The sequence below is a fragment of the Rhizobium sp. BK289 genome, assembly GCF_014193575.1.
In the GTDB taxonomy this organism is placed as follows: domain Bacteria; phylum Pseudomonadota; class Alphaproteobacteria; order Rhizobiales; family Rhizobiaceae; genus Rhizobium; species Rhizobium tropici_C.
The window spans coordinates 120,342-140,030 of record NZ_JACHZO010000017.1 but is presented as its reverse complement, the minus strand read 5'-3'; the positions used below and the strand labels follow the sequence as shown (position 1 = coordinate 140,030).

Sequence of the window (19,689 nt, the reverse complement as noted above, 5' to 3'; positions counted from 1 at the left end):
TCCGCATCACCAATTCCGGCATAATCGGCCGAGCCCGGAATCAGTATGTAAATTGTTCAAAAGCCGGGCTTCGGACGGATTGCGCAGCAATCGGGCGCCTCACCCTCGGTTCCCGTTATTGACCGGAAAGACACTGGCGCATCGATCAGGTTCGTGAGGCTCACATATGGGAGCAAAATCGCCCGAAGTGAAGCACCCCGGGCGATTATTGATAATATTATTCTGCAGCGGAAGCGAGCAGCTTGACGGAACCGCCAGCCTTCTCGATCTTTTCAACTGCAGACTTGGAAGCGCCTGCAACTTCAAGGGCAAGCTTCGCCTTCAGTTCGCCATCCGAGAGAACGCGAACGCCGTCCTTGACGCGGCGAATCACGCCTGCAGCCTTGAGGGCTGCCGCATCAACGGTCTTCTTGGCATCGAGCTTGCCGGCATCGACGGCAGCCTGGATACGAGCCAGCGATACGACAACATAATCGGATGCGAAGATGTTGTTGAAGCCGCGCTTCGGCAGACGACGGTAGATAGGCATCTGACCGCCTTCGAAGCCGTTGATCGCAACGCCCGAACGGGACTTCTGACCCTTCACACCACGACCACCGGTCTTGCCGGAGCCGGAGCCGATACCGCGGCCTACGCGCTTGCGGCTGTGGGTAGAGCCTTCGTTATCCTTGATTTCATTCAGTTTCATAGCGAATTACCTCCGGCTCACTTCTCGTCGACAACGCGAACGAGATGCTGGACAGCACGGATCATGCCACGAACAGCCGGAGTATCTTCCAGCGTGCGGCGACGGTGCATCTTGTTCAGTCCAAGACCGATCAGCGTCTTCTGCTGAACATCCGGACGGCGGATCGGGCTGCCAATCTGCTCGACCGTAATGGTCTTCTTGGCTTCAGCCTTCTTGGTGGTCGTCTTGGCCATAGGTCAAACTCCCTTATTCTTCGGAGGCATTGCCCGAAGCGGCGCGGCGAGCCTGCAGAGTGGCATACTTGATGCCGCGCTGAGCTGCGATGTCCTTCGGGTGAACCTGGTGCTTCAGGGCGTCGAACGTGGCGCGAACCATGTTGTACGGGTTCGACGAACCGGTCGACTTGGCAACGACGTCATGAACGCCGAGCGTTTCGAAAACGGCGCGCATCGGGCCGCCGGCGATGATACCGGTACCGACCTTGGCCGAACGCAGCAGAACCTTGCCTGCGCCATGACGGCCATGGACGTCGTGATGCAGCGTACGGCCGTCGCGCAGCGGTACGAAGATCATGTCGCGCTTGGCGCTTTCGGTTGCCTTGCGGATGGCTTCCGGCACTTCGCGTGCCTTGCCATGGCCGAAGCCTACGCGGCCCTTCTGGTCGCCGACGACGACGAGAGCGGCGAAGCCGAAGCGACGGCCACCCTTTACAACCTTGGCGACGCGGTTGATCGCGACCAGCTTGTCGACGAATTCGCTATCGCGCTCTTCACGGCTCTGACGGTCTTCCCGCGGAGCCCTCTTTTCCTGTGCCATTGTCCTCTTCCTTTTTCTTTTCCGGGTGCAATCGGCAAACAAAACGAAGACCGCATCAACCTCCAGGCGGAGATTTGCGGTCCGGTGAAATCCGGCCGGCGCTTGTAAGCTACCGGCCGGAAACTTGATCAGAAGGTCAGGCCGCCTTCGCGGGCTGCTTCAGCCAGGGCTTTGATGCGGCCGTGGTAGATGAAAGCGCCGCGATCGAACACGACTTCCTTCACGCCGGCCTTGGAGGCGCGCTCTGCAACGAGCTTGCCAACGAGGGCTGCGGCTGCGGTATCGGCACCGGTCTTCAGAGAACCGCGCAGATCCTTGTCGAGGGTGGAGGCAGCCGCGAGGGTCTTGCCAGCCACGTCATCGATGACCTGGGCGTAGATGTTCTTCGACGAGCGATGAACCGACAGGCGCGGACGGCCATTGGCCACCGACTTGATTTGGCGGCGCACGCGGTTGGCGCGACGCGCAAGTGCTTCTTTCCTGCTAGCCATTTCGCGTGATCCTTACTTCTTCTTGCCTTCTTTGCGGACGATCCGCTCTTCGGCATACTTAACACCCTTGCCCTTGTAGGGCTCGGGACCGCGGTATTCGCGGATTTCAGCGGCAACCTGGCCGACCTGCTGCTTATTGATGCCGGTGACGACGATTTCCGTCGGCTTCGGCACAGCGATCGAGATACCCTGCGGCGGCTCATAAACCACGTCGTGGCTGAAGCCGAGCGCAAGCTGCAGGTTCTTGCCCTGCATGGAGGCACGGTAGCCGACGCCGTTGATTTCGAGCTTGCGCTCGTAGCCGTCCTTAACGCCCTTGAAGATGTTCTCGATCATCGTGCGGGACATGCCCCACTTTGCGCGAGCATCCTTGGAGTCGTTGAGCGGCGTCACGACGATTGCATTGTTTTCCAGCTTGAGACCGATTTCGTCGTTAGCGACGAAAAACAGCTCGCCCTTGGGGCCCTTGGCAGTCACTTTCTGGCCATCAACCGTGGCCGTGATCCCTGCAGGTACCTGAACGGGCTTCTTACCGATACGAGACATTTTTCAAACCTGTCTGTTTCGAAGGAGATATCTCTGTCCGATCTTAGAAGACCGAGCAGAGAACCTCACCACCAACATTCTGTTCGCGAGCCTGGTGATCGGCCATCACACCCTTCGGAGTCGAAAGGATGGTGATGCCGAGACCGTTCGCGACCTGCGGAATGGACTTGACCGAGACATAAACTCGGCGGCCCGGCTTGGACACGCGGCCGATCTCACGGATCACCGACGAGCCCTCGTAGTACTTCAGCTCGATGTTGAGCTCAGACTTGCCGTTGCCGAAATCGACGACGGAGTAGCCACGGATGTAGCCTTCAGCCTGCAGAACATCGAGAACGCGTGCACGGAGCTTGGAAGCAGGCGTCGAAACCGACGACTTGCGGCGCGAAGCACCATTGCGGATGCGGGTGAGCATATCGCCCAAAGGATCAGTCATGGTCATCTAATCTGCTCCTTACCAGCTGGACTTGACGATGCCCGGCACCTTGCCGAGATTGCCGAGTTCACGCAGCGCGATACGCGACATGCGCAGTTTGCGGTAATAGGCGCGCGGACGGCCAGACACTTCGCAACGATTGCGAATACGGGTCTTCGATCCATCGCGCGGGAGCGATGCCAACTTCAGGGTGGCCTTGAACCGGTCTTCGATCGAGAGAGACTGGTTCATGATGATTGCCTTCAGAGCAGCCCGCTTCGCGGCCTGGTTGGCAACCGTATTGCGGCGGCGCTTGTTCTTTTCAACTGCGCTTGTCTTCGCCATATCAGGGTTCCTTTTCTACGCTCGTCGTTACGGTTATTGACGGAACGGGAAGTTGAACTCTGTCAGGAGAGCTCGTGCTTCGTCGTCGGTCGTCGCCGTCGTGCAAACGATGATGTCCATGCCCCACATCTGATCAACCTTGTCGTAGTTGATCTCAGGGAACACAATGTGCTCCTTGATGCCCATGGCAAAATTGCCACGACCGTCAAAGCTCTTCGGGTTCAGGCCGCGGAAGTCGCGAACGCGCGGAAGCGCGATGTTGACCAGACGATCCAGGAACTCATACATGCGGGCGCCGCGCAGGGTAACCTTGGCGCCGATCGGCATATTTTCGCGGACCTTGAAGCCAGCGATGGAGTTGCGTGCGCGGGTGATGACCGGCTTCTGGCCAGCGATGGCCGCCAGGTCGGCAGCAGCAACGGTCGGCTTCTTCGAATCAGCCGTCGCTTCGCCAACACCCATGTTGATCACGATCTTGTCCAGCTTCGGGATCTGCATCTCGTTAGCGTAGGAGAACTTCTCCTGCATGGTTGCGCGGATGCGAGCAACATATTCCTTCTTGAGCCGCGGCTCGTACTTTGCCTCAGCCATCGATTACTTCTCCCGAGGTCTTGGCCACACGGACCTTCTTGCCATCCACAACCTTAAAACCGACGCGGGTCGGCTTGCCGTCCTTGTCGACGATCGCAATGTTGGACAGGTGAAGCGGGGCTTCCTTGCTGATGACGCCGGCTTCCTGGTTCTGCGTCTGGCGCTGATGGCGCTTGATGACGTTGACGCCACGAACGACCGCACGGTCTTCTTTCGGCAGCACTTGAACGACTTCGCCGGTACGGCCCTTGTCCTTACCGGTCAATACGACGACCTTGTCGCCTTTACGGATCTTCTGCATCGCTCCGCTCCTTACAGTACTTCTGGAGCCAGCGAGATGATCTTCATGTGGTTCTTGGCGCGAAGTTCGCGCGGAACCGGTCCGAAGATACGGGTGCCGATCGGCTCTTTCTTGTTGTCGATGAGGACTGCTGCGTTGGTATCGAAGCGGATGACGCTGCCATCCGGACGACGGATGTCCTTGGCGGTACGAACGACAACCGCCTTCATCACGTCACCCTTCTTCACACGGCCGCGCGGAATAGCTTCCTTGATCGAAACGACGATCACGTCGCCGATCGAGGCATACTTGCGCTTCGAGCCGCCCAGCACCTTGATGCACATGACACGACGTGCGCCGGAATTATCCGCCACGTCGAGGTTTGTTTGCATCTGAATCATGTCAGGTCGCCTTCTTGTTGTTACCGGAATGGTTGGGCCAATAGACCCCCTACCCCGGCTTATGGACTAGTGTCTTGTCTGATTATGCCTGGCTTCGGGACCATTTAGGTCGCCTCTGCCGGCCATCAATAAAGCAAAAGAACGCCCGTTCTCGAGCGTCCTGCTTCCAAGCTCGTGCTTCATACAGATATTTCGCCCAAGCGCAAGGGCCTGAGCGAAATTCTGTTACTTGGTCTGGGCGGAAACGACCGTCCAGGTCTTGTCCTTGGAGATCGGCGCGCATTCCTCGATGGAAACGACGTCGCCGATTTTGTACTGATTGTTCTCGTCGTGAGCCTTGTACTTCTTGGAACGACGGACGGTCTTCTGGAGCAGCGGGTGAGCGAAACGACGCTCTACACGGACAACCACCGTCTTCTCGTTCTTGTCGCTGACCACGACGCCCTGCAGAATGCGCTTCGGCATGTTATTCTTCCTTTAGGCCTTTGCTTCTGCCGCCTTCTGGCGGGCAATGGTTTTTATGCGAGCGATGTCCTTGCGGACTTCGTTGATGCGCGAGGACTTCTCGAGCTGGCCGGTCGCCTTCTGAAAGCGCAGGTTGAACTGCTCCTTCTTCAGCTTGGCAAGCTCGTCCTTGAGTTGGTCGGCGCTCAGGGCGCGAACATCTGCGGCTTTCATGAGCTTCTTCCTTACTCTGCAATGCGCTGAACGAAGCGCGTCTTGACCGAGAGCTTGGCGGCGCCGAGGCGCAGAGCCTCACGAGCGATTTCTTCGCTCACACCATCGATCTCGAACATCATGCGGCCGGGCTTGACCTTGCATGCCCAGTATTCGACAGAGCCCTTACCCTTACCCATACGGACTTCGGTCGGCTTTGCGGTTACCGGAACATCCGGGAACACGCGGATCCATACACGGCCGGCACGCTTCATGTAGCGGGTGATCGCGCGGCGGGCCGCTTCGATCTCGCGAGCGTTGACGCGGTTGGGTTCCTGCGACTTCAGGCCGAATTCACCGAAAGCCAGATCAGAACCACCCTTGGCAACGCCCTTGATGCGGCCCTTGAATTGCTTGCGGTACTTCGTACGCTTTGGCTGCAACATTTTCTTATTCTCCGAACTTATCTGCCACGTACGCTATCAAGCGTTGTCGCGGCGACGGTCTCTATCGCGATCGCGGCTAGCCGGACCCTGGGCGTCGCCTTCGAGCGCGCGGCGTTCGGAGGCCATCGGATCGTGCTCAAGGATTTCGCCCTTGAAGATCCAGACCTTGATGCCGCAGATACCGAAAGCGGTTTCTGCTTCAGCCGTACCGTAGTCGATGTCGGCGCGCAGCGTATGCAGCGGCACGCGACCTTCGCGGTACCATTCCGTGCGAGCGATTTCAGCACCGCCGAGACGGCCGGCGCAGGTGATCTTGATGCCTTCGGCGCCAAGACGCATCGCGGACTGAACGGCGCGCTTCATGGCGCGACGGAAAGCAACACGGCGCTCAAGCTGCTGCGCGATCGACTGGGCAACCAGCGTCGCGTCGATTTCCGGCTTGCGTACTTCAACGATGTTGAGGTGCGTTTCGGAATTCGTCATGTCCGACAACTTCTTGCGGAGCTTGTCGATGTCAGCGCCCTTCTTGCCGATGATCAGGCCCGGACGAGCCGAGTGGATCGTGACGCGGCACTTCTTGTGCGGACGCTCGATGACCACCTTGGAGATACCGGCCTGCTTCAGTTCGTTCATGACGAACTTGCGCATCTTCAGGTCTTCGTGGAGGAGCTGGCCATACTCGGCATTGTCCGCGAACCAGCGGCTATCCCAGGTACGGTTGATGCCGAGACGAAAACCGATCGGATTGATTTTCTGACCCATTATGCGGCCTCCCCTTGAGCTTCAACTTCACGGACGACGATCGTCAGGTGCGCGAACGGGCGCTCGATACGAGACGCACGGCCACGGCCACGAGCGTGGAAGCGCTTCATGACGATCGACTTGCCGACGTAAGCTTCCGCTACGACCAGCGAGTCAACGTCGAGGTCGTGGTTGTTTTCTGCATTGGCGATCGCAGATTCGAGCGTCTTCTTCACGGCGCCAGCAATACGCTTGCGCGAGAATTCCAGCTCTGCGAGCGCGCGGTCAACCTTCTTGCCGCGGATCGAAGCCGCGACCAGGTTGAGCTTCTGCGGGCTGACACGGAGCGTGCGCGCAACTGCCTGCGCCTCATTGTCCTTCAGCCGGCGTTCGGTTTTTGCCTTGCCCATTGTTACTTCCTCTTCGCCTTCTTGTCCGCACCGTGACCATAATAGGTACGGGTCGGGGCGAACTCGCCGAACTTGTGCCCGACCATGTCTTCATTGACGCTGACCGGAATGTGCTTGCTGCCGTTGTAGACGCCGAAGGTGAGACCAACGAACTGCGGCATGATGGTGGAGCGACGGCTCCACATCTTGATTACTTCGTTACGTCCGCCTTCGCGCACCTTCTCAGCCTTCTTGAGAAGATAGCCGTCAACAAACGGACCTTTCCATACTGAACGAGCCACTTGAGACTTCCTCTCTTACTTCTTGCGCTGATGGCGCGAGCGCATGATCATCTTGTCGGTCGACTTGTTCGACCGCGTACGCTTACCCTTGGTCGGCTTGCCCCACGGAGTCACCGGATGACGACCACCGGAGGTGCGGCCTTCACCACCGCCGTGCGGATGGTCGACCGGGTTCATGACAACGCCGCGGTTATGCGGCTTCTTGCCACGCCAACGCGAACGACCGGCCTTACCGTCGTTGATGTTGCCGTGATCAGGGTTCGAAACCGCACCGATCGAAGCAAGGCAGGTGCCGTGCACGAGGCGCTGTTCGCCGGAGTTCAGGCGAAGGATTGCCATACCCTGGTCGCGGCCGACGAGCTGCGCGTAGGAACCGGCGGAACGAGCGATCTGACCACCCTTGCCCGGCTTCATTTCCACATTGTGGATGATGGAGCCGACCGGGATGAACTGAAGCGGCATGGCGTTGCCAGGCTTCACGTCAACGGCCTTTTCCGAAGCGATGACCTTGTCGCCGGCAGCCAGACGCTGCGGAGCGAGAACATAGGCCAGTTCGCCGTCCGTGTACTTCACCAGAGCGATGTAAGCGGTACGGTTCGGATCGTATTCGATGCGCTCGACGGTTCCTTCAACATCGAACTTGCGACGCTTGAAGTCGACCAGGCGATAGGTACGCTTGTGACCGCCACCCTGGAAACGAACGGTGATGCGGCCGGTGTTGTTGCGGCCGCCCTTGGAGGTCAGGCCTTCCGTCAGCGCCTTGACCGGCTTGCCCTTGTAGAGCGAGGAGCGGTCGACGATGACCAGCTGACGCTGGCTCGGGGTCGTCGGATTGAATGTTTTCAATGCCATTTTCTTATTCCTCAGAGACCGGTGGAGACGTCGATCGACTGGCCTTCGGCGAGCGTCACAACAGCCTTCTTCACGTCCTTCTGCTTGCCGACGAGACCTTTGAACCGCTTGGTCTTGCCCTTGCGCAGCAGAGTGTTGACGGCCGTGACCTTGACGCCGAACAGCGCCTCGACGGCAGCCTTGATCTCAGGCTTCGTCGCGGTCTTGGCAACGTTGAAAACAACCTGGTTATTATCCGAAACCAGCGTGGACTTTTCGGTGATCGCAGGAGAAACGATCACATCGTAATGGCGAAGATCCGTCACTTGAATCGCTCCTCTAGCGCTTCAACTGCAGCCTTGGACAGCACGAGCTTGCCGCGGCGCAGGATGTCGTAAACGTTGATGCCCTGAACCGGCAGAACATCGATGTTCGGGATGTTCTTGGCTGCGAGCTTGAAGTTGCTGTCGAGCTCAGCACCGCCGATGAACAGAGCGTTCGTCAGGCCGAGCGTCTCGAAAGCGCCAGCGAGTGCCTTGGTCTTGGCTTCGGTTGCGACGAGATTGTCGATGACGATCACGTCCTCGGCCTTGAACTTGGCCGAGAGAGCGTGACGCAGGCCGAGGGCGCGAACCTTCTTCGGCAGATCGTGCTCGTGGCTGCGGGCGACCGGGCCGTGAGCTTTACCACCGCCGCGGAACTGCGGAGCGCGAGCCGAATGGTGACGAGCGCGGCCCGTACCCTTCTGCTTGTACATCTTGGCACCGGTGCGCGCGACGTCCGCGCGGCCCTTTGCCTGATGCGTGCCCTGCTGCTTCTTGGCAAGCTGCCAGCGAATGACGCGAGCAAGAATGTCTTCACGCGGCTCAAGGCCGAAAATCGCATCAGAAAGGGAAACCTTCCCGGCGTCTTTGCCCTCAAGGGTCTTGACGTTGAATTCCATTGGTTTGGCTCCCTTACTTCGCTGCCGACTTGACGGCGTCGCGCACGATAATCCAGGCGCCCTTGGAGCCAGGAACCGCACCCTTGACGAGGATCAGACCGCGATCTTCATCGGTCGATACAACTTCGAGGTTCTGCGTCGTAACGCGGGTCTGGCCCATGTGACCAGCCATCTTCTTGTTCTTGAACACCTTGCCCGGATCCTGGCGCGAGCCGGTCGAACCGTGCGAGCGGTGCGAAACCGACACACCGTGCGTGGCGCGCAGACCGCCGAAGCCGTGGCGCTTGATGGCGCCGGCAAAGCCCTTACCGATCGTCGTACCGGTCACGTCGACGAGCTGACCCGCCGTGAAGTGACCTGCGTTGAGCTCGGTGCCGACTGCGAGCAGATTGTCTTCCGTGACACGGAATTCTGCGAGCTTGGCCTTCGGCTCTACGCTTGCAACGGCGAAGTGGCCGCGAAGAGCCTTCGTCGTGTTCTTAACTTTAGCCTGGCCGGCACCCAGCTGAACTGCGGTGTAGCCATTCTTTTCAACTGTGCGCTGGGCTACGACCTGGCAGCCTTCCATACGCAATACGGTAACCGGGACATGCTCGCCGGCGTCGTTATAGACGCGGGTCATTCCCACCTTCTGTGCAATCACACCTGAACGCATCGGTTCAATCCTTCTCACTCAGCTCGAGGACCGTAGGTCTCAGAGCTTGATCTCAACATCGACACCGGCGGCGAGATCGAGCTTCATCAGCGCGTCTACCGTCTGCGGGGTCGGGTCAACGATGTCGAGGAGGCGCTTATGCGTGCGCATCTCGAACTGCTCGCGGCTCTTCTTGTCGATGTGCGGGGACCGGTTAACCGTAAACTTCTCGATGCGGGTCGGAAGCGGAACGGGGCCCCGGACGCTAGCACCGGTGCGCTTCGCCGTCGACACGATCTCGCGCGTGGAAGCATCGAGAATCCGGTGATCGAACGCCTTCAGGCGAATGCGGATATTTTGGCCGTTCATTCGACGTTATCCTTGTGTTTGTTATCTCGCGCGCCTTTCGAAAAGGCACGGTTTGTTCTGTTTCCTAAGGCGGACCACCGGTTTCAAAGATCGAGAGGGACGCCTGCTGCGGCATCCCCATCCACTCTTTAGGCCTTTCGGCCCACCTTATTGTTAATTTCATTGGCCGCTTCGTCATCCGAAGCAGCGCGCAAATCGCGCTCGCGCGCCATTTGCAACATTTCTATGTCATAAGCAAGCGGCTAGTGCCGCCTGCATCATAATATTGTCATCGAATCGGCCGCTCGGAGGGAGCGGCCGTCTTCGAATTACTCGACGATGGAGGCAACGATGCCTGCGCCGACGGTACGGCCGCCTTCGCGGATCGCGAAGCGGAGCTTTTCTTCCATCGCGATCGGAACGATCAGCTCGACGGCAACCGTGACGTTGTCGCCAGGCATAACCATTTCCGTGCCTTCCGGAAGCGTCACGATGCCGGTCACGTCAGTCGTACGGAAGTAGAACTGCGGACGGTAGTTCGTGAAGAACGGCGTATGACGGCCGCCTTCTTCCTTCGTCAGGATGTAGGCTTCTGCCATGAACTTCTTGTGCGGCTTGACGGAACCCGGCTTGCACAGGATCTGGCCACGCTCGACGCCGTCACGGTTCACACCGCGGATCAGCGCGCCGATGTTGTCGCCGGCCTGGCCCTGGTCGAGCAGCTTGCGGAACATTTCAACGCCGGTCACCGTCGTCTTCGACGTCGGACGAATGCCGACGATTTCGACTTCTTCACCAACCTTGACGATACCACGCTCGACGCGGCCCGTCACAACCGTACCACGGCCGGAGATCGAGAACACGTCTTCGATCGGCATCAGGAACGGCTGGTCGATCGGACGCTCAGGCGTCGGGATGTAGGCGTCAACCTGAGCCATCAGCTCGCGGATCGCGTCTTCGCCGATCTTCTTGTCCGAATCTTCAAGAGCAGCAAGCGCCGAACCCTTGACCACCGGGATGTCGTCGCCCGGGAAGTCGTAGGACGACAGAAGTTCGCGAACTTCGAGCTCGACCAGCTCGAGAAGCTCGGCGTCGTCAACCTGGTCGACCTTGTTCAGGAACACGACGATCGCCGGAACGCCAACCTGGCGGGCGAGCAGGATGTGCTCGCGCGTCTGCGGCATCGGGCCGTCAGCGGCAGAGCAAACCAGGATCGCGCCGTCCATCTGGGCGGCACCGGTGATCATGTTCTTGACGTAGTCGGCGTGGCCGGGGCAGTCGACGTGCGCATAGTGGCGGTTCGGCGTCTCGTATTCAACGTGAGCCGTCGAGATCGTGATGCCACGAGCCTTCTCTTCCGGAGCAGCGTCGATTTGGTCATACGCCTTGAACTCGCCGAAGTACTTCGTGATCGCTGCCGTCAACGACGTCTTGCCGTGGTCAACGTGACCGATCGTCCCGATGTTAACGTGCGGCTTATTGCGCTCAAACTTACTCTTTGCCATTTTCGGCTCTCCGTTTTCCTGTCCCCTGGGGGATCAATTCTTGTTATCGGTCAATTGGTATTCCGGTCACTTCTGACCGGAATACTTTGCCTGGATTTCCTGTGCGACGTTCGACGGAACCGGCGCGTAATGATCGAAGGTCATCGTGTACTGAGCACGGCCCTGAGACATCGAGCGCAGGTTATCGACGTACTTGAACATGTTCGCCAGCGGGACATTCGCGCTGATGACGACGGCAATACCGCGGCTCTCCTGGCCCTGGATCTGGCCACGGCGAGAGTTCAGGTCACCGATAACGTCACCGACGTAGTCTTCCGGCGTTACGACTTCGACCTTCATCATCGGCTCGAGGAGCTGAGCGCCAGCTTCGCGAGCTGCTTCACGGAAGCAAGCGCGAGCGGCGATTTCGAAGGCGAGAACCGACGAGTCAACGTCGTGGAAGGCACCGTCGATGAGCGTCGCCTTGACGCCGAGCATCGGGAAGCCAGCCAGCGGACCGGAAGACAGAACGCTTTCGATACCCTTCTGAACGCCCGGGATGTATTCCTTCGGAACAGCACCGCCGACGATCTTGGATTCGAACTTGAAGTCTTCGCCGTCCGGGTTCGGCTCGAATACGAGCTTGACGCGTGCGAACTGACCGGTACCACCGGTCTGCTTCTTGTGCGTATAGTCCTTTTCCGTCAGGCGCGTGATGGTTTCGCGGTAGGCAACCTGCGGGGCGCCTACGTTTGCTTCAACCTTGAACTCACGACGCATGCGGTCGACGATGATGTCGAGGTGCAGTTCGCCCATGCCGGCGATGATGGTCTGGCCGGATTCCTGGTCCGTCTTGACGCGGAAGGACGGGTCTTCTGCAGCCAGGCGGTTGAGCGCGAGGCCCATCTTTTCCTGGTCGCCCTTGGACTTCGGCTCGATCGCGATCTGAATAACCGGCTCCGGGAACTCCATGCGCTCGAGGATAACCGGCTTCAGCGGGTCGCAAAGCGTGTCACCCGTGGTGGTTTCCTTGAGGCCGGCAAGAGCAACGATGTCGCCTGCATAGGCTTCTTCGATGTCTTCACGGGAGTTGGAGTGCATCTGCAGCATGCGGCCGACGCGCTCGCGCTTGTCCTTGACCGTGTTCATGACCGAAACGCCCTTCTCCAGCTTACCGGAGTAGATACGAGCGAAGGTGAGCGAACCGACGAACGGGTCGTTCATGATCTTGAACGCGAGCATCGAGAGCGGCTCGTTGTCGTCAGCGTGACGCTCGATTTCGGCTTCCGTCTTGGCATCGATGCCCTTGATTGCCGGAATGTCGAGCGGCGACGGCAGGTAGTCGACAACGGCGTCGAGCAGCGGCTGTACACCCTTGTTCTTGAAGGCGGTGCCGCAGAACATCGGATGGAACTTGACGTCGATCGTGCCGCGACGAACGAGTTCGCGGATCTTGTCGTTATCGGGCAGGTTGCCTTCGAGGTATGCTTCCATCGCGGCTTCGTCGATCTCGACAACGGTCTCGATCAGCTTTTCGCGATATTCTTCAGCCTTGGCCTTCAGGTCTTCCGGGATTTCGACGACGTCCCACTGAGCACCGAGCGACTCGTCGCGCCATACGAGAGCGTTCATTTCGACCAGGTCGATAACGCCCTTGAAGTCGCTTTCAGCACCGATCGGCAGCTGCATGACAACTGCGGTCGCGCCGAGACGGGTCTTGATCATCTCGACCGAGCGGTAGAAGTCAGCGCCGGTCTTGTCCATCTTGTTACAGAAGATCATGCGCGGAACATGATACTTCTCAGCCTGACGCCAGACGGTTTCCGTCTGCGGCTCGACACCTGCGTTGGCGTCGAGAAGCGCGATGGCGCCGTCGAGAACGCGCAACGAACGCTCGACTTCGATGGTGAAGTCGACGTGGCCGGGGGTGTCGATGATGTTGAAGCGGCGGGTCTTGCCGTCACGGCCCTTCCAGAAGGTCGTGGTCGCAGCAGAGGTGATCGTGATGCCACGCTCCTGCTCCTGCTCCATCCAGTCCATCGTGGCAGCGCCATCATGAACTTCGCCGATCTTGTGCGACTTACCGGTGTAGTAAAGAATACGCTCGGTGGTCGTGGTCTTGCCGGCGTCGATATGCGCCATGATACCGAAATTACGGTAGTCTTCGATTTTATATGCGCGAGCCATTGTGGACTGCCTTTCCGAAACCGTTCGGGATTACCAGCGATAATGCGAGAACGCACGGTTGGCATCAGCCATCTTGTGCGTGTCTTCGCGCTTCTTGACGGCAGCGCCGCGGTTGTTGGAGGCATCGAGAAGTTCGCCACTGAGACGATCGATCATCGTCGTCTCGTTACGCTTGCGAGCAGCAGCGATCAGCCAGCGAATGGCCAGAGCCTGGCGGCGCTCCGGACGAACATCGACCGGAACCTGGTACGTAGCACCACCAACGCGGCGCGAGCGGACTTCAACGTGCGGAGCGATGTTATCCAAAGCCTGATGGAACACGCCGAGCGGCTCCTGCTTTGCCTTGCCCTGCACGGCGTCGAATGCGCCATATACGATGTTTTCAGCTACGGACTTCTTGCCGTCGAGCATGATGGCATTCATGAACTTCGTAACAACCAGATCGCCGAACTTCGGGTCCGGGTTGATCTCGCGCTTTTCTGCTCTGTGACGTCTGGACATGTACTTCTCGTCTCTCAACTGTTAGCGGCGCTATACCACGCGGAGAACCTCGCGCAGCGCCGGATGATCCAAATCCGAATTACTTCGGACGCTTTGCGCCGTACTTCGAACGGCGCTGCTTGCGGTTCTTGACACCCTGGGTATCGAGAACGCCGCGGATGATGTGGTAGCGAACACCCGGAAGGTCCTTGACGCGGCCGCCACGGATCATGACGACAGAGTGTTCCTGAAGGTTGTGACCTTCACCGGGGATGTAACCAATGACTTCGAAGCCGTTGGTCAGGCGGATCTTTGCGACCTTACGCAGAGCCGAGTTCGGCTTCTTCGGCGTCGTGGTGTAGACGCGGGTGCAAACGCCGCGCTTCTGCGGGTTCTCCTGGAGAGCGGGAACCTTATTACGCTTTACCTGCGCCTGGCGAGGCTTGCGGATCAGCTGGTTTACGGTAGGCATTCAACCATCCCTTGTAAATCTATCTCGACACCCTTACGGGCATGACTTTCGCCGTCACCGGCAACGACACACGATCGTCTCAATGCGCAAAACGTGGCCCGATCCGCTTTCGCAGATGGACCACAGAAAAGCAGAGGACGCCGTCAAGGCGTCTTGCGTGCAGCATTCGTGTCTTCAACGTGCGTTTAGAACCTTGTTTGAGGTGAACTCCAGGGCGCGTCGCCCCAGACAGCCATGCCTCACATGGGTTCCGATGGCGGCGGTACTACTGGTTTCCCGCCGGTTCGTCAAGGCCGGTTAAGAAATTATCTTTGTCATACAGCCCGAAAAGGCCGGGCAAACCAGCCATTTGACGCGTTTGATACGGAAATGCCGTCCCCTCGGCAAGATGGACTTTGGTATTTCATCAAAATCCCTATAAGGAATCAGAGCAGGACATTCCCATCCGCCAGACCCGGCTGCCTGAGAGAATCGCCGGGTCGATTCGACACTCCCGAAGGAAGACCCATGATTACTGCGCCAGACAACGACAACAATTCCGACGGCCCCATGGTCTTCATCATCATCGGCAAGGGATATGAGTCCGATGGCGGCGAAGGCATCGACCTGCATGTCATGCTGAAAGCGCCTGACGATGATACCGCCGTGCGCGAGGCGTTGAACGCCCTGGCCGAAGAGGGCTTCATCGAAGCCGACCTCGATCAGATCGGGCTGCTGACGGATATTCCGGACGAAGAGCCGCATGCCTCCGCCTACCAAGGCGCGCTCGAAGGCGAAGTCGCGATCATCCGATTCCGCTGATCGGACGACGGTCTGAGGAAGGTGACGCCCCCTCACCTCATCGATTTCATTATGCGCAAAGAGAAACCGCCCGGATCGCTCCGGGCGGTTTTGATTTTTCCGATCCCGTTCCGCTTAGTCGGCCGGGCTGTTCTCGCTTGCGAGATCCTGCAGCATCGGCGTTGCGACGCCAGCGCCCGTACCCTTGCGACGTTCCTCGAGGATGAGCTCGTCGCGGGCAGTGGCGATACGGCGGATCTGCGTCATGGTACCGCCGGTACCGGCCGGGATGAGGCGGCCGACGATGACGTTTTCCTTCAGACCCTGCAGACCGTCGGTCTTGCCGGCGATTGCAGCTTCGGTCAGCACCTTCGTCGTTTCCTGGAAGGATGCGGCCGAGATGAAGGACGGCGTCTGCAGCGATGCCTTGGTGATACCGAGCAGAACCGGATCGCCATAAGCGGGCTTCTTGCCTTCTTCGATCAGACGGTCGTTGGCGTCTTCCAGTTCGATACGGTCGACGTTGTCGCCGACGATGTACTGGCTGTCGCCTGCATCGGTGATCTCCACCTTCTGCAGCATCTGACGGACAATCACTTCGATGTGCTTGTCGTTGATGACAACGCCCTGCAAGCGGTAGACTTCCTGGATTTCGTTGACCAGGTAGGAAGCCAGAGCTTCCACGCCCTTGATCGCCAGAATGTCGTGCGGAGCCGGGTTACCGTCGAGGATGTAATCACCCTTTTCGATATAGTCGCCTTCCTGAAGGTGGAAGGGCTTGCCCTTCGGGATCAGGTATTCGACCGGCTCGACACCGTCTTCCGCCGGCTCGATGATGACGCGACGCTTGTTCTTGTAGTCGCGGCCGAGGCGGATCGTACCATCGATCTCTGCGATGATAGCATGGTCCTTCGGACGACGAGCTTCGAACAGTTCGGCAACGCGCGGCAGACCACCGGTGATGTCCTTGGTCTTGGCGCTTTCCAGCGGCGAACGGGCGAGAACGTCACCCTGCGACACCTTCTGACCCGGTTCGACCGACAGGATCGCGTCGACCGAGAGCAGGAAGCGGGCTTCACCACCGCGCGACAGCTTGGCGACATTGCCGCTGGCGTCCTTGATGACGATCGCCGGCTTCAGATCGGAGCCGCGCGGCGTCGAGCGCCAGTCGATAACCTGACGCTTGGTGATGCCGGTGGACTCGTCCGTCGCTTCGAGGACCGAGAGACCGTCGACCACATCTTCGAAGTGAACCGTACCGGCCACTTCCGTCATCATCGGACGGGTATAGGGGTCCCACTCTGCCAGACGCTGACCGCGCTTCACCTTGTCGCCGTCGTCGACATACAGCTTCGAGCCGTAAGCGACGCGCTGCGAGGAGCGTTCGACACCGCGTTCGTCCAGGATCTGGACCGTCATGTTGCGGCCCATGGCAACCAGGTTGCCGTCGGAGTTGCGCAGCATGTTGCGGTTCTTGATCTGAACCGTGCCCTCGTAGGAGGCTTCCAGGAACGACTGGTCGACCACGGTCGCCGTGCCGCCCAGGTGGAAGGTACGCATGGTCAGCTGGGTGCCCGGCTCACCGATCGACTGTGCGGCGATGACGCCGACAGCTTCACCAATGTTGACAGGCGTACCGCGAGCAAGGTCACGGCCGTAGCAGACCGAGCAGACGCCTGTCTGGATTTCGCAGGTCAGTGCCGAACGGATGCGGATCGACTGGATACCAGCCTTCTCGATCTCGATGACATCGGGCTCGAGGATCATCTTGCCGGCATCGACGATGCGCTCACCCGTGACCGGATGATCGATGTCGTCCAGGGCCGTACGGCCGAGGATGCGGGCGCCGAGCGAGGCGACGACCTGACCGGCATCGACGATGGCGGTCATGGTGAGGCCGTTCTCCGTGCCGCAATCGACATGCGTGACGATGCAATCCTGCGCGACGTCGACGAGACGGCGGGTCAGGTAACCAGAGTTCGCGGTCTTCAAGGCGGTGTCGGCCAGACCCTTACGGGCACCGTGGGTCGAGTTGAAGTACTCGTTAACGGTCAGGCCTTCCTTGAAGTTCGAGATGATCGGCGTCTCGATGATTTCGCCCGACGGCTTGGCCATGAGGCCGCGCATGCCGCCCAGCTGGCGCATCTGGTTCGGCGAACCACGAGCACCCGAGTGGCTCATCATATAGATCGAGTTCATCGGCTTCTGGCGACCGGTCTTTTCGTCGAATTCGACGGCCTTAATGCGGGCCATCATTTCTTCGGCGACCTTTTCCGTGGCCTTGCCCCAGGCGTCGACGACCTTGTTGTACTTCTCGCCCTGGGTGATCAGGCCGTCATTGTACTGCTGCTCGTATTCCTTCACGAGCGCTTCGGTATCGCCGACGATCTTAACCTTGGTATCCGGGATAACCATGTCGTCCTTGCCGAACGAAATGCCGGCGCGGCAGGCATGGGAGAAGCCAAGCTGCATGATACGGTCGCAGAAAATGACCGTGTCCTTCTGGCCGCAATGACGGTAGACCGTGTCGATCATCTTGGAGATGTTCTTCTTGGTCATTTCCTGGTTGCAGATGTCGAAGGTCACCTTGCCGTGCTTCGGCAGCAGTTCGCCGATCAGCAGGCGGCCAGGCGTCGTCTCGTAGATCTTCGAATAGGGCTTGCCTTCTTCGTCGACCGACTTGAAGCGGCCGCGGATCTTCGAGTGCAGCGTCACGACCTTGTTTTCGAGGGCGTGATGCAGCTCGCCGAGGTCGGAGAAGGCCATGCCTTCGCCCGGCTCGTTCTGGTTCAGGATCGACAGATAGTACAGGCCGAGAACCATGTCCTGCGAGGGAACGATGATCGGCGCGCCGTTTGCCGGATGCAGGATGTTGTTGGTCGACATCATCAGCACGCGGGCTTCAAGCTGGGCTTCCAGCGAGAGCGGCACGTGAACAGCCATCTGGTCGCCGTCGAAGTCGGCGTTGAAGGCCGTGCAGACGAGCGGGTGCAGCTGGATAGCCTTGCCTTCGACCAGCGTGGGTTCGAAGGCCTGGATGCCCAGGCGGTGCAGCGTCGGTGCGCGGTTCAGGAGAACCGGATGCTCGCGGATGACCTCGTCGAGGATATCCCAGACTTCCGGCTTTTCCTTTTCGACCAGCTTCTTGGCCTGCTTGACGGTCGAGGAATAACCCTTCGCGTCGAGGCGGGCATAGATGAACGGCTTGAACAGCTCGAGCGCCATTTTCTTCGGCAGGCCGCACTGATGCAGCTTGAGCTCCGGACCGGTCACGATGACCGAACGGCCGGAATAGTCGACGCGCTTGCCGAGCAGGTTCTGACGGAAGCGGCCCTGCTTGCCCTTGAGCATGTCGGACAGCGACTTCAGCGGACGCTTGTTGGCGCCGGTGATGACGCGGCCACGGCGGCCGTTGTCGAACAGCGCATCGACAGATTCCTGCAGCATGCGCTTTTCGTTGCGGATGATGATGCCCGGAGCGCGCAGTTCGATGAGGCGCTTCAGACGATTGTTACGGTTGATGACGCGGCGGTACAGATCGTTCAGATCCGAGGTCGCGAAGCGGCCGCCATCGAGCGGAACCAGCGGACGCAGGTCCGGCGGGATGACCGGGACGACCTTCATGATCATCCATTCCGGACGGTTGCCCGACTCCATGAAGTTCTCGACGATCTTCAGGCGCTTCATCAGCTTCTTCTGCTTGAGATCCGACGTGGTGTCGGCAAGCTCGGAGCGCAGGTCGCCGGCGATCTTTTCGAGGTTCATGCTGGCCAGCATCTCGTAGATCGCTTCAGCGCCGATCATGGCGGTGAACTGGTCTTCGCCATATTCGTCGACGGCGAGCATGTACTCTTCTTCCGAGAGAAGCTGATGCTCCTTGAGGGCGGTCAGGCCCGGCTCGGTGACGATGTAGTTTTCGAAGTAGAGAACGCGCTCGACATCCTTCAGCGTCATGTCGAGCAGCGTCGAAATGCGCGAAGGCAGCGACTTCAGGAACCAGATATGGGCAACGGGAGCGGCAAGCTCGATATGGCCCATGCGCTCACGGCGAACGCGCGACAGCGTAACTTCGACGCCGCACTTTTCGCAGATGATGCCCTTGTACTTCATGCGCTTGTACTTGCCGCACAGGCACTCGTAGTCCTTGATCGGCCCGAAAATACGCGCGCAGAAGAGACCATCGCGTTCCGGCTTGAACGTGCGATAGTTGATCGTCTCCGGCTTCTTGATCTCGCCATAAGACCAGGAAAGAATCTTCTCCGGCGACGCAATCGAAATCCGGATGGAATCGAAATTCTGCGCAGGCATCTGCGGATTGAAAAGATTCATGACCTCTTGGTTCATGCCTATCTCCTTTAGGGGCGAAACGCCCTCGAATTGCGAACAGGGCCGGCAAATCCCGGGAACCGGCCTGACGCTTTA

General features: G+C 59.2%; 27 protein-coding genes. 1 reads left to right on the top strand and 26 read right to left on the bottom strand.

Annotated elements, in window-relative coordinates; genetic code table 11:
• Positions 1–217: 217 nt before the first annotated feature.
• The 25 genes from rplO to rpsL form a co-directional block, all read right to left on the bottom strand.
• Positions 218–688 (bottom strand): 50S ribosomal protein L15, encoded by a 471-nt coding sequence (rplO, locus tag FHT84_RS26620; RefSeq protein ID WP_113249850.1) that lies wholly within the window; start codon positions 686–688, stop codon positions 218–220.
• A gap of 17 nt (positions 689–705) precedes the next feature.
• Positions 706–921 carry a 50S ribosomal protein L30 gene (gene rpmD, locus FHT84_RS26615; protein WP_113249849.1) on the bottom strand — a complete coding sequence of 72 codons (216 nt, stop codon included), beginning with the start codon at positions 919–921 and terminating at the stop codon, positions 706–708.
• 13 nt (positions 922–934) lie between these two features.
• Entirely contained in the window at positions 935–1,504 is a 570-nt protein-coding gene (rpsE, locus tag FHT84_RS26610) for a 30S ribosomal protein S5 (RefSeq protein ID WP_004118414.1), read from the bottom strand.
• Positions 1,505–1,632: 128 nt separating this feature from the next.
• Positions 1,633–1,995: a 50S ribosomal protein L18 gene (gene rplR / locus FHT84_RS26605; RefSeq protein WP_004118412.1), complete on the bottom strand. Its 363-nt coding sequence runs from the start codon at positions 1,993–1,995 to the stop codon at positions 1,633–1,635.
• 12 nt (positions 1,996–2,007) lie between these two features.
• Positions 2,008–2,541: a 50S ribosomal protein L6 gene (gene rplF, locus FHT84_RS26600; protein WP_092715850.1), complete on the bottom strand. Its 534-nt coding sequence runs from the start codon at positions 2,539–2,541 to the stop codon at positions 2,008–2,010.
• A 43-nt stretch (positions 2,542–2,584) separates the two neighbouring features.
• Positions 2,585–2,983, bottom strand: a complete 399-nt coding sequence (gene rpsH, locus FHT84_RS26595; RefSeq protein WP_104822788.1) for a 30S ribosomal protein S8 — start codon at positions 2,981–2,983, stop codon at positions 2,585–2,587.
• A 12-nt stretch (positions 2,984–2,995) separates the two neighbouring features.
• Positions 2,996–3,301, bottom strand: a complete 306-nt coding sequence (gene rpsN, locus FHT84_RS26590; protein ID WP_004118406.1) for a 30S ribosomal protein S14 — start codon at positions 3,299–3,301, stop codon at positions 2,996–2,998.
• Positions 3,302–3,334: 33 nt separating this feature from the next.
• Positions 3,335–3,892: a 50S ribosomal protein L5 gene (gene rplE / locus FHT84_RS26585; protein ID WP_183764960.1), complete on the bottom strand. Its 558-nt coding sequence runs from the start codon at positions 3,890–3,892 to the stop codon at positions 3,335–3,337.
• On the bottom strand, positions 3,885–4,193 hold the full coding sequence (gene rplX / locus FHT84_RS26580) for a 50S ribosomal protein L24 (protein WP_183764957.1): 309 nt from the start codon (positions 4,191–4,193) through the stop codon (positions 3,885–3,887). The genes rplE and rplX overlap by 8 nt, the downstream gene beginning before the upstream one ends.
• Positions 4,194–4,204: 11 nt before the next feature.
• Positions 4,205–4,573: a 50S ribosomal protein L14 gene (gene rplN, locus FHT84_RS26575; RefSeq protein WP_003573790.1), complete on the bottom strand. Its 369-nt coding sequence runs from the start codon at positions 4,571–4,573 to the stop codon at positions 4,205–4,207.
• Positions 4,574–4,798: 225 nt separating this feature from the next.
• Positions 4,799–5,038, bottom strand: a complete 240-nt coding sequence (rpsQ, locus tag FHT84_RS26570; protein WP_112341047.1) for a 30S ribosomal protein S17 — start codon at positions 5,036–5,038, stop codon at positions 4,799–4,801.
• Between the two features lie 12 nt (positions 5,039–5,050).
• A complete protein-coding gene (rpmC, locus tag FHT84_RS26565; protein WP_004118398.1) occupies positions 5,051–5,251 on the bottom strand; it encodes a 50S ribosomal protein L29 in 201 nt (66 codons plus the stop codon).
• 11 nt (positions 5,252–5,262) lie between these two features.
• Positions 5,263–5,676 carry a 50S ribosomal protein L16 gene (gene rplP / locus FHT84_RS26560; RefSeq protein ID WP_004118395.1) on the bottom strand — a complete coding sequence of 138 codons (414 nt, stop codon included), beginning with the start codon at positions 5,674–5,676 and terminating at the stop codon, positions 5,263–5,265.
• A gap of 36 nt (positions 5,677–5,712) precedes the next feature.
• Complete coding sequence (rpsC, locus tag FHT84_RS26555; RefSeq protein WP_004118393.1) at positions 5,713–6,438, bottom strand: 30S ribosomal protein S3; 726 nt, start codon at positions 6,436–6,438, stop codon at positions 5,713–5,715.
• A complete protein-coding gene (gene rplV, locus FHT84_RS26550; protein ID WP_004118391.1) occupies positions 6,438–6,827 on the bottom strand; it encodes a 50S ribosomal protein L22 in 390 nt (129 codons plus the stop codon). The genes rpsC and rplV overlap by 1 nt, the downstream gene beginning before the upstream one ends.
• 2 nt (positions 6,828–6,829) lie before the next feature.
• Entirely contained in the window at positions 6,830–7,108 is a 279-nt protein-coding gene (rpsS, locus tag FHT84_RS26545; protein ID WP_037199970.1) for a 30S ribosomal protein S19, read from the bottom strand.
• A gap of 15 nt (positions 7,109–7,123) precedes the next feature.
• Positions 7,124–7,960 (bottom strand): 50S ribosomal protein L2, encoded by an 837-nt coding sequence (gene rplB, locus FHT84_RS26540; RefSeq protein ID WP_112341048.1) that lies wholly within the window; start codon positions 7,958–7,960, stop codon positions 7,124–7,126.
• A gap of 11 nt (positions 7,961–7,971) precedes the next feature.
• Complete coding sequence (locus FHT84_RS26535; RefSeq protein ID WP_028753972.1) at positions 7,972–8,265, bottom strand: 50S ribosomal protein L23; 294 nt, start codon at positions 8,263–8,265, stop codon at positions 7,972–7,974.
• Positions 8,262–8,882 carry a 50S ribosomal protein L4 gene (rplD, locus tag FHT84_RS26530; RefSeq protein WP_112341049.1) on the bottom strand — a complete coding sequence of 207 codons (621 nt, stop codon included), beginning with the start codon at positions 8,880–8,882 and terminating at the stop codon, positions 8,262–8,264. The genes FHT84_RS26535 and rplD overlap by 4 nt, the downstream gene beginning before the upstream one ends.
• A gap of 13 nt (positions 8,883–8,895) precedes the next feature.
• Positions 8,896–9,537 carry a 50S ribosomal protein L3 gene (rplC, locus tag FHT84_RS26525; protein ID WP_075852342.1) on the bottom strand — a complete coding sequence of 214 codons (642 nt, stop codon included), beginning with the start codon at positions 9,535–9,537 and terminating at the stop codon, positions 8,896–8,898.
• 39 nt (positions 9,538–9,576) lie between these two features.
• Positions 9,577–9,885 carry a 30S ribosomal protein S10 gene (gene rpsJ, locus FHT84_RS26520; RefSeq protein ID WP_003547547.1) on the bottom strand — a complete coding sequence of 103 codons (309 nt, stop codon included), beginning with the start codon at positions 9,883–9,885 and terminating at the stop codon, positions 9,577–9,579.
• A gap of 308 nt (positions 9,886–10,193) precedes the next feature.
• On the bottom strand, positions 10,194–11,369 hold the full coding sequence (tuf, locus tag FHT84_RS26515) for an elongation factor Tu (protein ID WP_075852341.1): 1,176 nt from the start codon (positions 11,367–11,369) through the stop codon (positions 10,194–10,196).
• Positions 11,370–11,435: 66 nt separating this feature from the next.
• Positions 11,436–13,535 (bottom strand): elongation factor G, encoded by a 2,100-nt coding sequence (gene fusA / locus FHT84_RS26510; protein ID WP_112341911.1) that lies wholly within the window; start codon positions 13,533–13,535, stop codon positions 11,436–11,438.
• A 30-nt stretch (positions 13,536–13,565) separates the two neighbouring features.
• Positions 13,566–14,036 carry a 30S ribosomal protein S7 gene (rpsG, locus tag FHT84_RS26505; protein WP_112341910.1) on the bottom strand — a complete coding sequence of 157 codons (471 nt, stop codon included), beginning with the start codon at positions 14,034–14,036 and terminating at the stop codon, positions 13,566–13,568.
• A gap of 79 nt (positions 14,037–14,115) precedes the next feature.
• Positions 14,116–14,487, bottom strand: coding sequence for a 30S ribosomal protein S12 (rpsL, locus tag FHT84_RS26500; protein ID WP_003507760.1), 372 nt, complete (start codon positions 14,485–14,487; stop codon positions 14,116–14,118).
• A gap of 507 nt (positions 14,488–14,994) precedes the next feature.
• Here rpsL and FHT84_RS26495 point away from each other — a divergent pair.
• The gene (locus tag FHT84_RS26495) at positions 14,995–15,288 is read left to right on the top strand and encodes a hypothetical protein (protein ID WP_047637046.1); all 294 of its coding nucleotides are present in this window, start codon (positions 14,995–14,997) and stop codon (positions 15,286–15,288) included.
• Between the two features lie 114 nt (positions 15,289–15,402).
• Here the strand turns inward: FHT84_RS26495 and rpoC are convergent, their stop codons facing one another.
• Positions 15,403–19,611 (bottom strand): DNA-directed RNA polymerase subunit beta', encoded by a 4,209-nt coding sequence (gene rpoC / locus FHT84_RS26490; RefSeq protein ID WP_113251539.1) that lies wholly within the window; start codon positions 19,609–19,611, stop codon positions 15,403–15,405.
• Positions 19,612–19,689: the final 78 nt, after the last annotated feature.

Excerpts from the sequence above, each read along its gene's own strand:
- rplO (WP_113249850.1), bottom strand. The coding sequence starts at position 688 with ATGAAACTGAATGAAATCAAGGATAACGAAGGCTCTACCCACAGCCGC.
- rpmD (WP_113249849.1), bottom strand. The coding sequence starts at position 921 with ATGGCCAAGACGACCACCAAGAAGGCTGAAGCCAAGAAGACCATTACG.
- rpsE (WP_004118414.1), bottom strand. The coding sequence starts at position 1,504 with ATGGCACAGGAAAAGAGGGCTCCGCGGGAAGACCGTCAGAGCCGTGAA.
- rplR (WP_004118412.1), bottom strand. The coding sequence starts at position 1,995 with ATGGCTAGCAGGAAAGAAGCACTTGCGCGTCGCGCCAACCGCGTGCGC.
- rplF (WP_092715850.1), bottom strand. The coding sequence starts at position 2,541 with ATGTCTCGTATCGGTAAGAAGCCCGTTCAGGTACCTGCAGGGATCACG.
- rpsH (WP_104822788.1), bottom strand. The coding sequence starts at position 2,983 with ATGACCATGACTGATCCTTTGGGCGATATGCTCACCCGCATCCGCAAT.
- rpsN (WP_004118406.1), bottom strand. The coding sequence starts at position 3,301 with ATGGCGAAGACAAGCGCAGTTGAAAAGAACAAGCGCCGCCGCAATACG.
- rplE (WP_183764960.1), bottom strand. The coding sequence starts at position 3,892 with ATGGCTGAGGCAAAGTACGAGCCGCGGCTCAAGAAGGAATATGTTGCT.
- rplX (WP_183764957.1), bottom strand. The coding sequence starts at position 4,193 with ATGCAGAAGATCCGTAAAGGCGACAAGGTCGTCGTATTGACCGGTAAG.
- rplN (WP_003573790.1), bottom strand. The coding sequence starts at position 4,573 with ATGATTCAGATGCAAACAAACCTCGACGTGGCGGATAATTCCGGCGCA.
- rpsQ (WP_112341047.1), bottom strand. The coding sequence starts at position 5,038 with ATGCCGAAGCGCATTCTGCAGGGCGTCGTGGTCAGCGACAAGAACGAG.
- rpmC (WP_004118398.1), bottom strand. The coding sequence starts at position 5,251 with ATGAAAGCCGCAGATGTTCGCGCCCTGAGCGCCGACCAACTCAAGGAC.
- rplP (WP_004118395.1), bottom strand. The coding sequence starts at position 5,676 with ATGTTGCAGCCAAAGCGTACGAAGTACCGCAAGCAATTCAAGGGCCGC.
- rpsC (WP_004118393.1), bottom strand. The coding sequence starts at position 6,438 with ATGGGTCAGAAAATCAATCCGATCGGTTTTCGTCTCGGCATCAACCGT.
- rplV (WP_004118391.1), bottom strand. The coding sequence starts at position 6,827 with ATGGGCAAGGCAAAAACCGAACGCCGGCTGAAGGACAATGAGGCGCAG.
- rplB (WP_112341048.1), bottom strand. The coding sequence starts at position 7,960 with ATGGCATTGAAAACATTCAATCCGACGACCCCGAGCCAGCGTCAGCTG.
- rplD (WP_112341049.1), bottom strand. The coding sequence starts at position 8,882 with ATGGAATTCAACGTCAAGACCCTTGAGGGCAAAGACGCCGGGAAGGTT.
- rplC (WP_075852342.1), bottom strand. The coding sequence starts at position 9,537 with ATGCGTTCAGGTGTGATTGCACAGAAGGTGGGAATGACCCGCGTCTAT.
- rpsJ (WP_003547547.1), bottom strand. The coding sequence starts at position 9,885 with ATGAACGGCCAAAATATCCGCATTCGCCTGAAGGCGTTCGATCACCGG.
- tuf (WP_075852341.1), bottom strand. The coding sequence starts at position 11,369 with ATGGCAAAGAGTAAGTTTGAGCGCAATAAGCCGCACGTTAACATCGGG.
- fusA (WP_112341911.1), bottom strand. The coding sequence starts at position 13,535 with ATGGCTCGCGCATATAAAATCGAAGACTACCGTAATTTCGGTATCATG.
- rpsG (WP_112341910.1), bottom strand. The coding sequence starts at position 14,036 with ATGTCCAGACGTCACAGAGCAGAAAAGCGCGAGATCAACCCGGACCCG.
- rpsL (WP_003507760.1), bottom strand. The coding sequence starts at position 14,487 with ATGCCTACCGTAAACCAGCTGATCCGCAAGCCTCGCCAGGCGCAGGTA.
- FHT84_RS26495 (WP_047637046.1), top strand. The coding sequence starts at position 14,995 with ATGATTACTGCGCCAGACAACGACAACAATTCCGACGGCCCCATGGTC.
- rpoC (WP_113251539.1), bottom strand. The coding sequence starts at position 19,611 with ATGAACCAAGAGGTCATGAATCTTTTCAATCCGCAGATGCCTGCGCAG.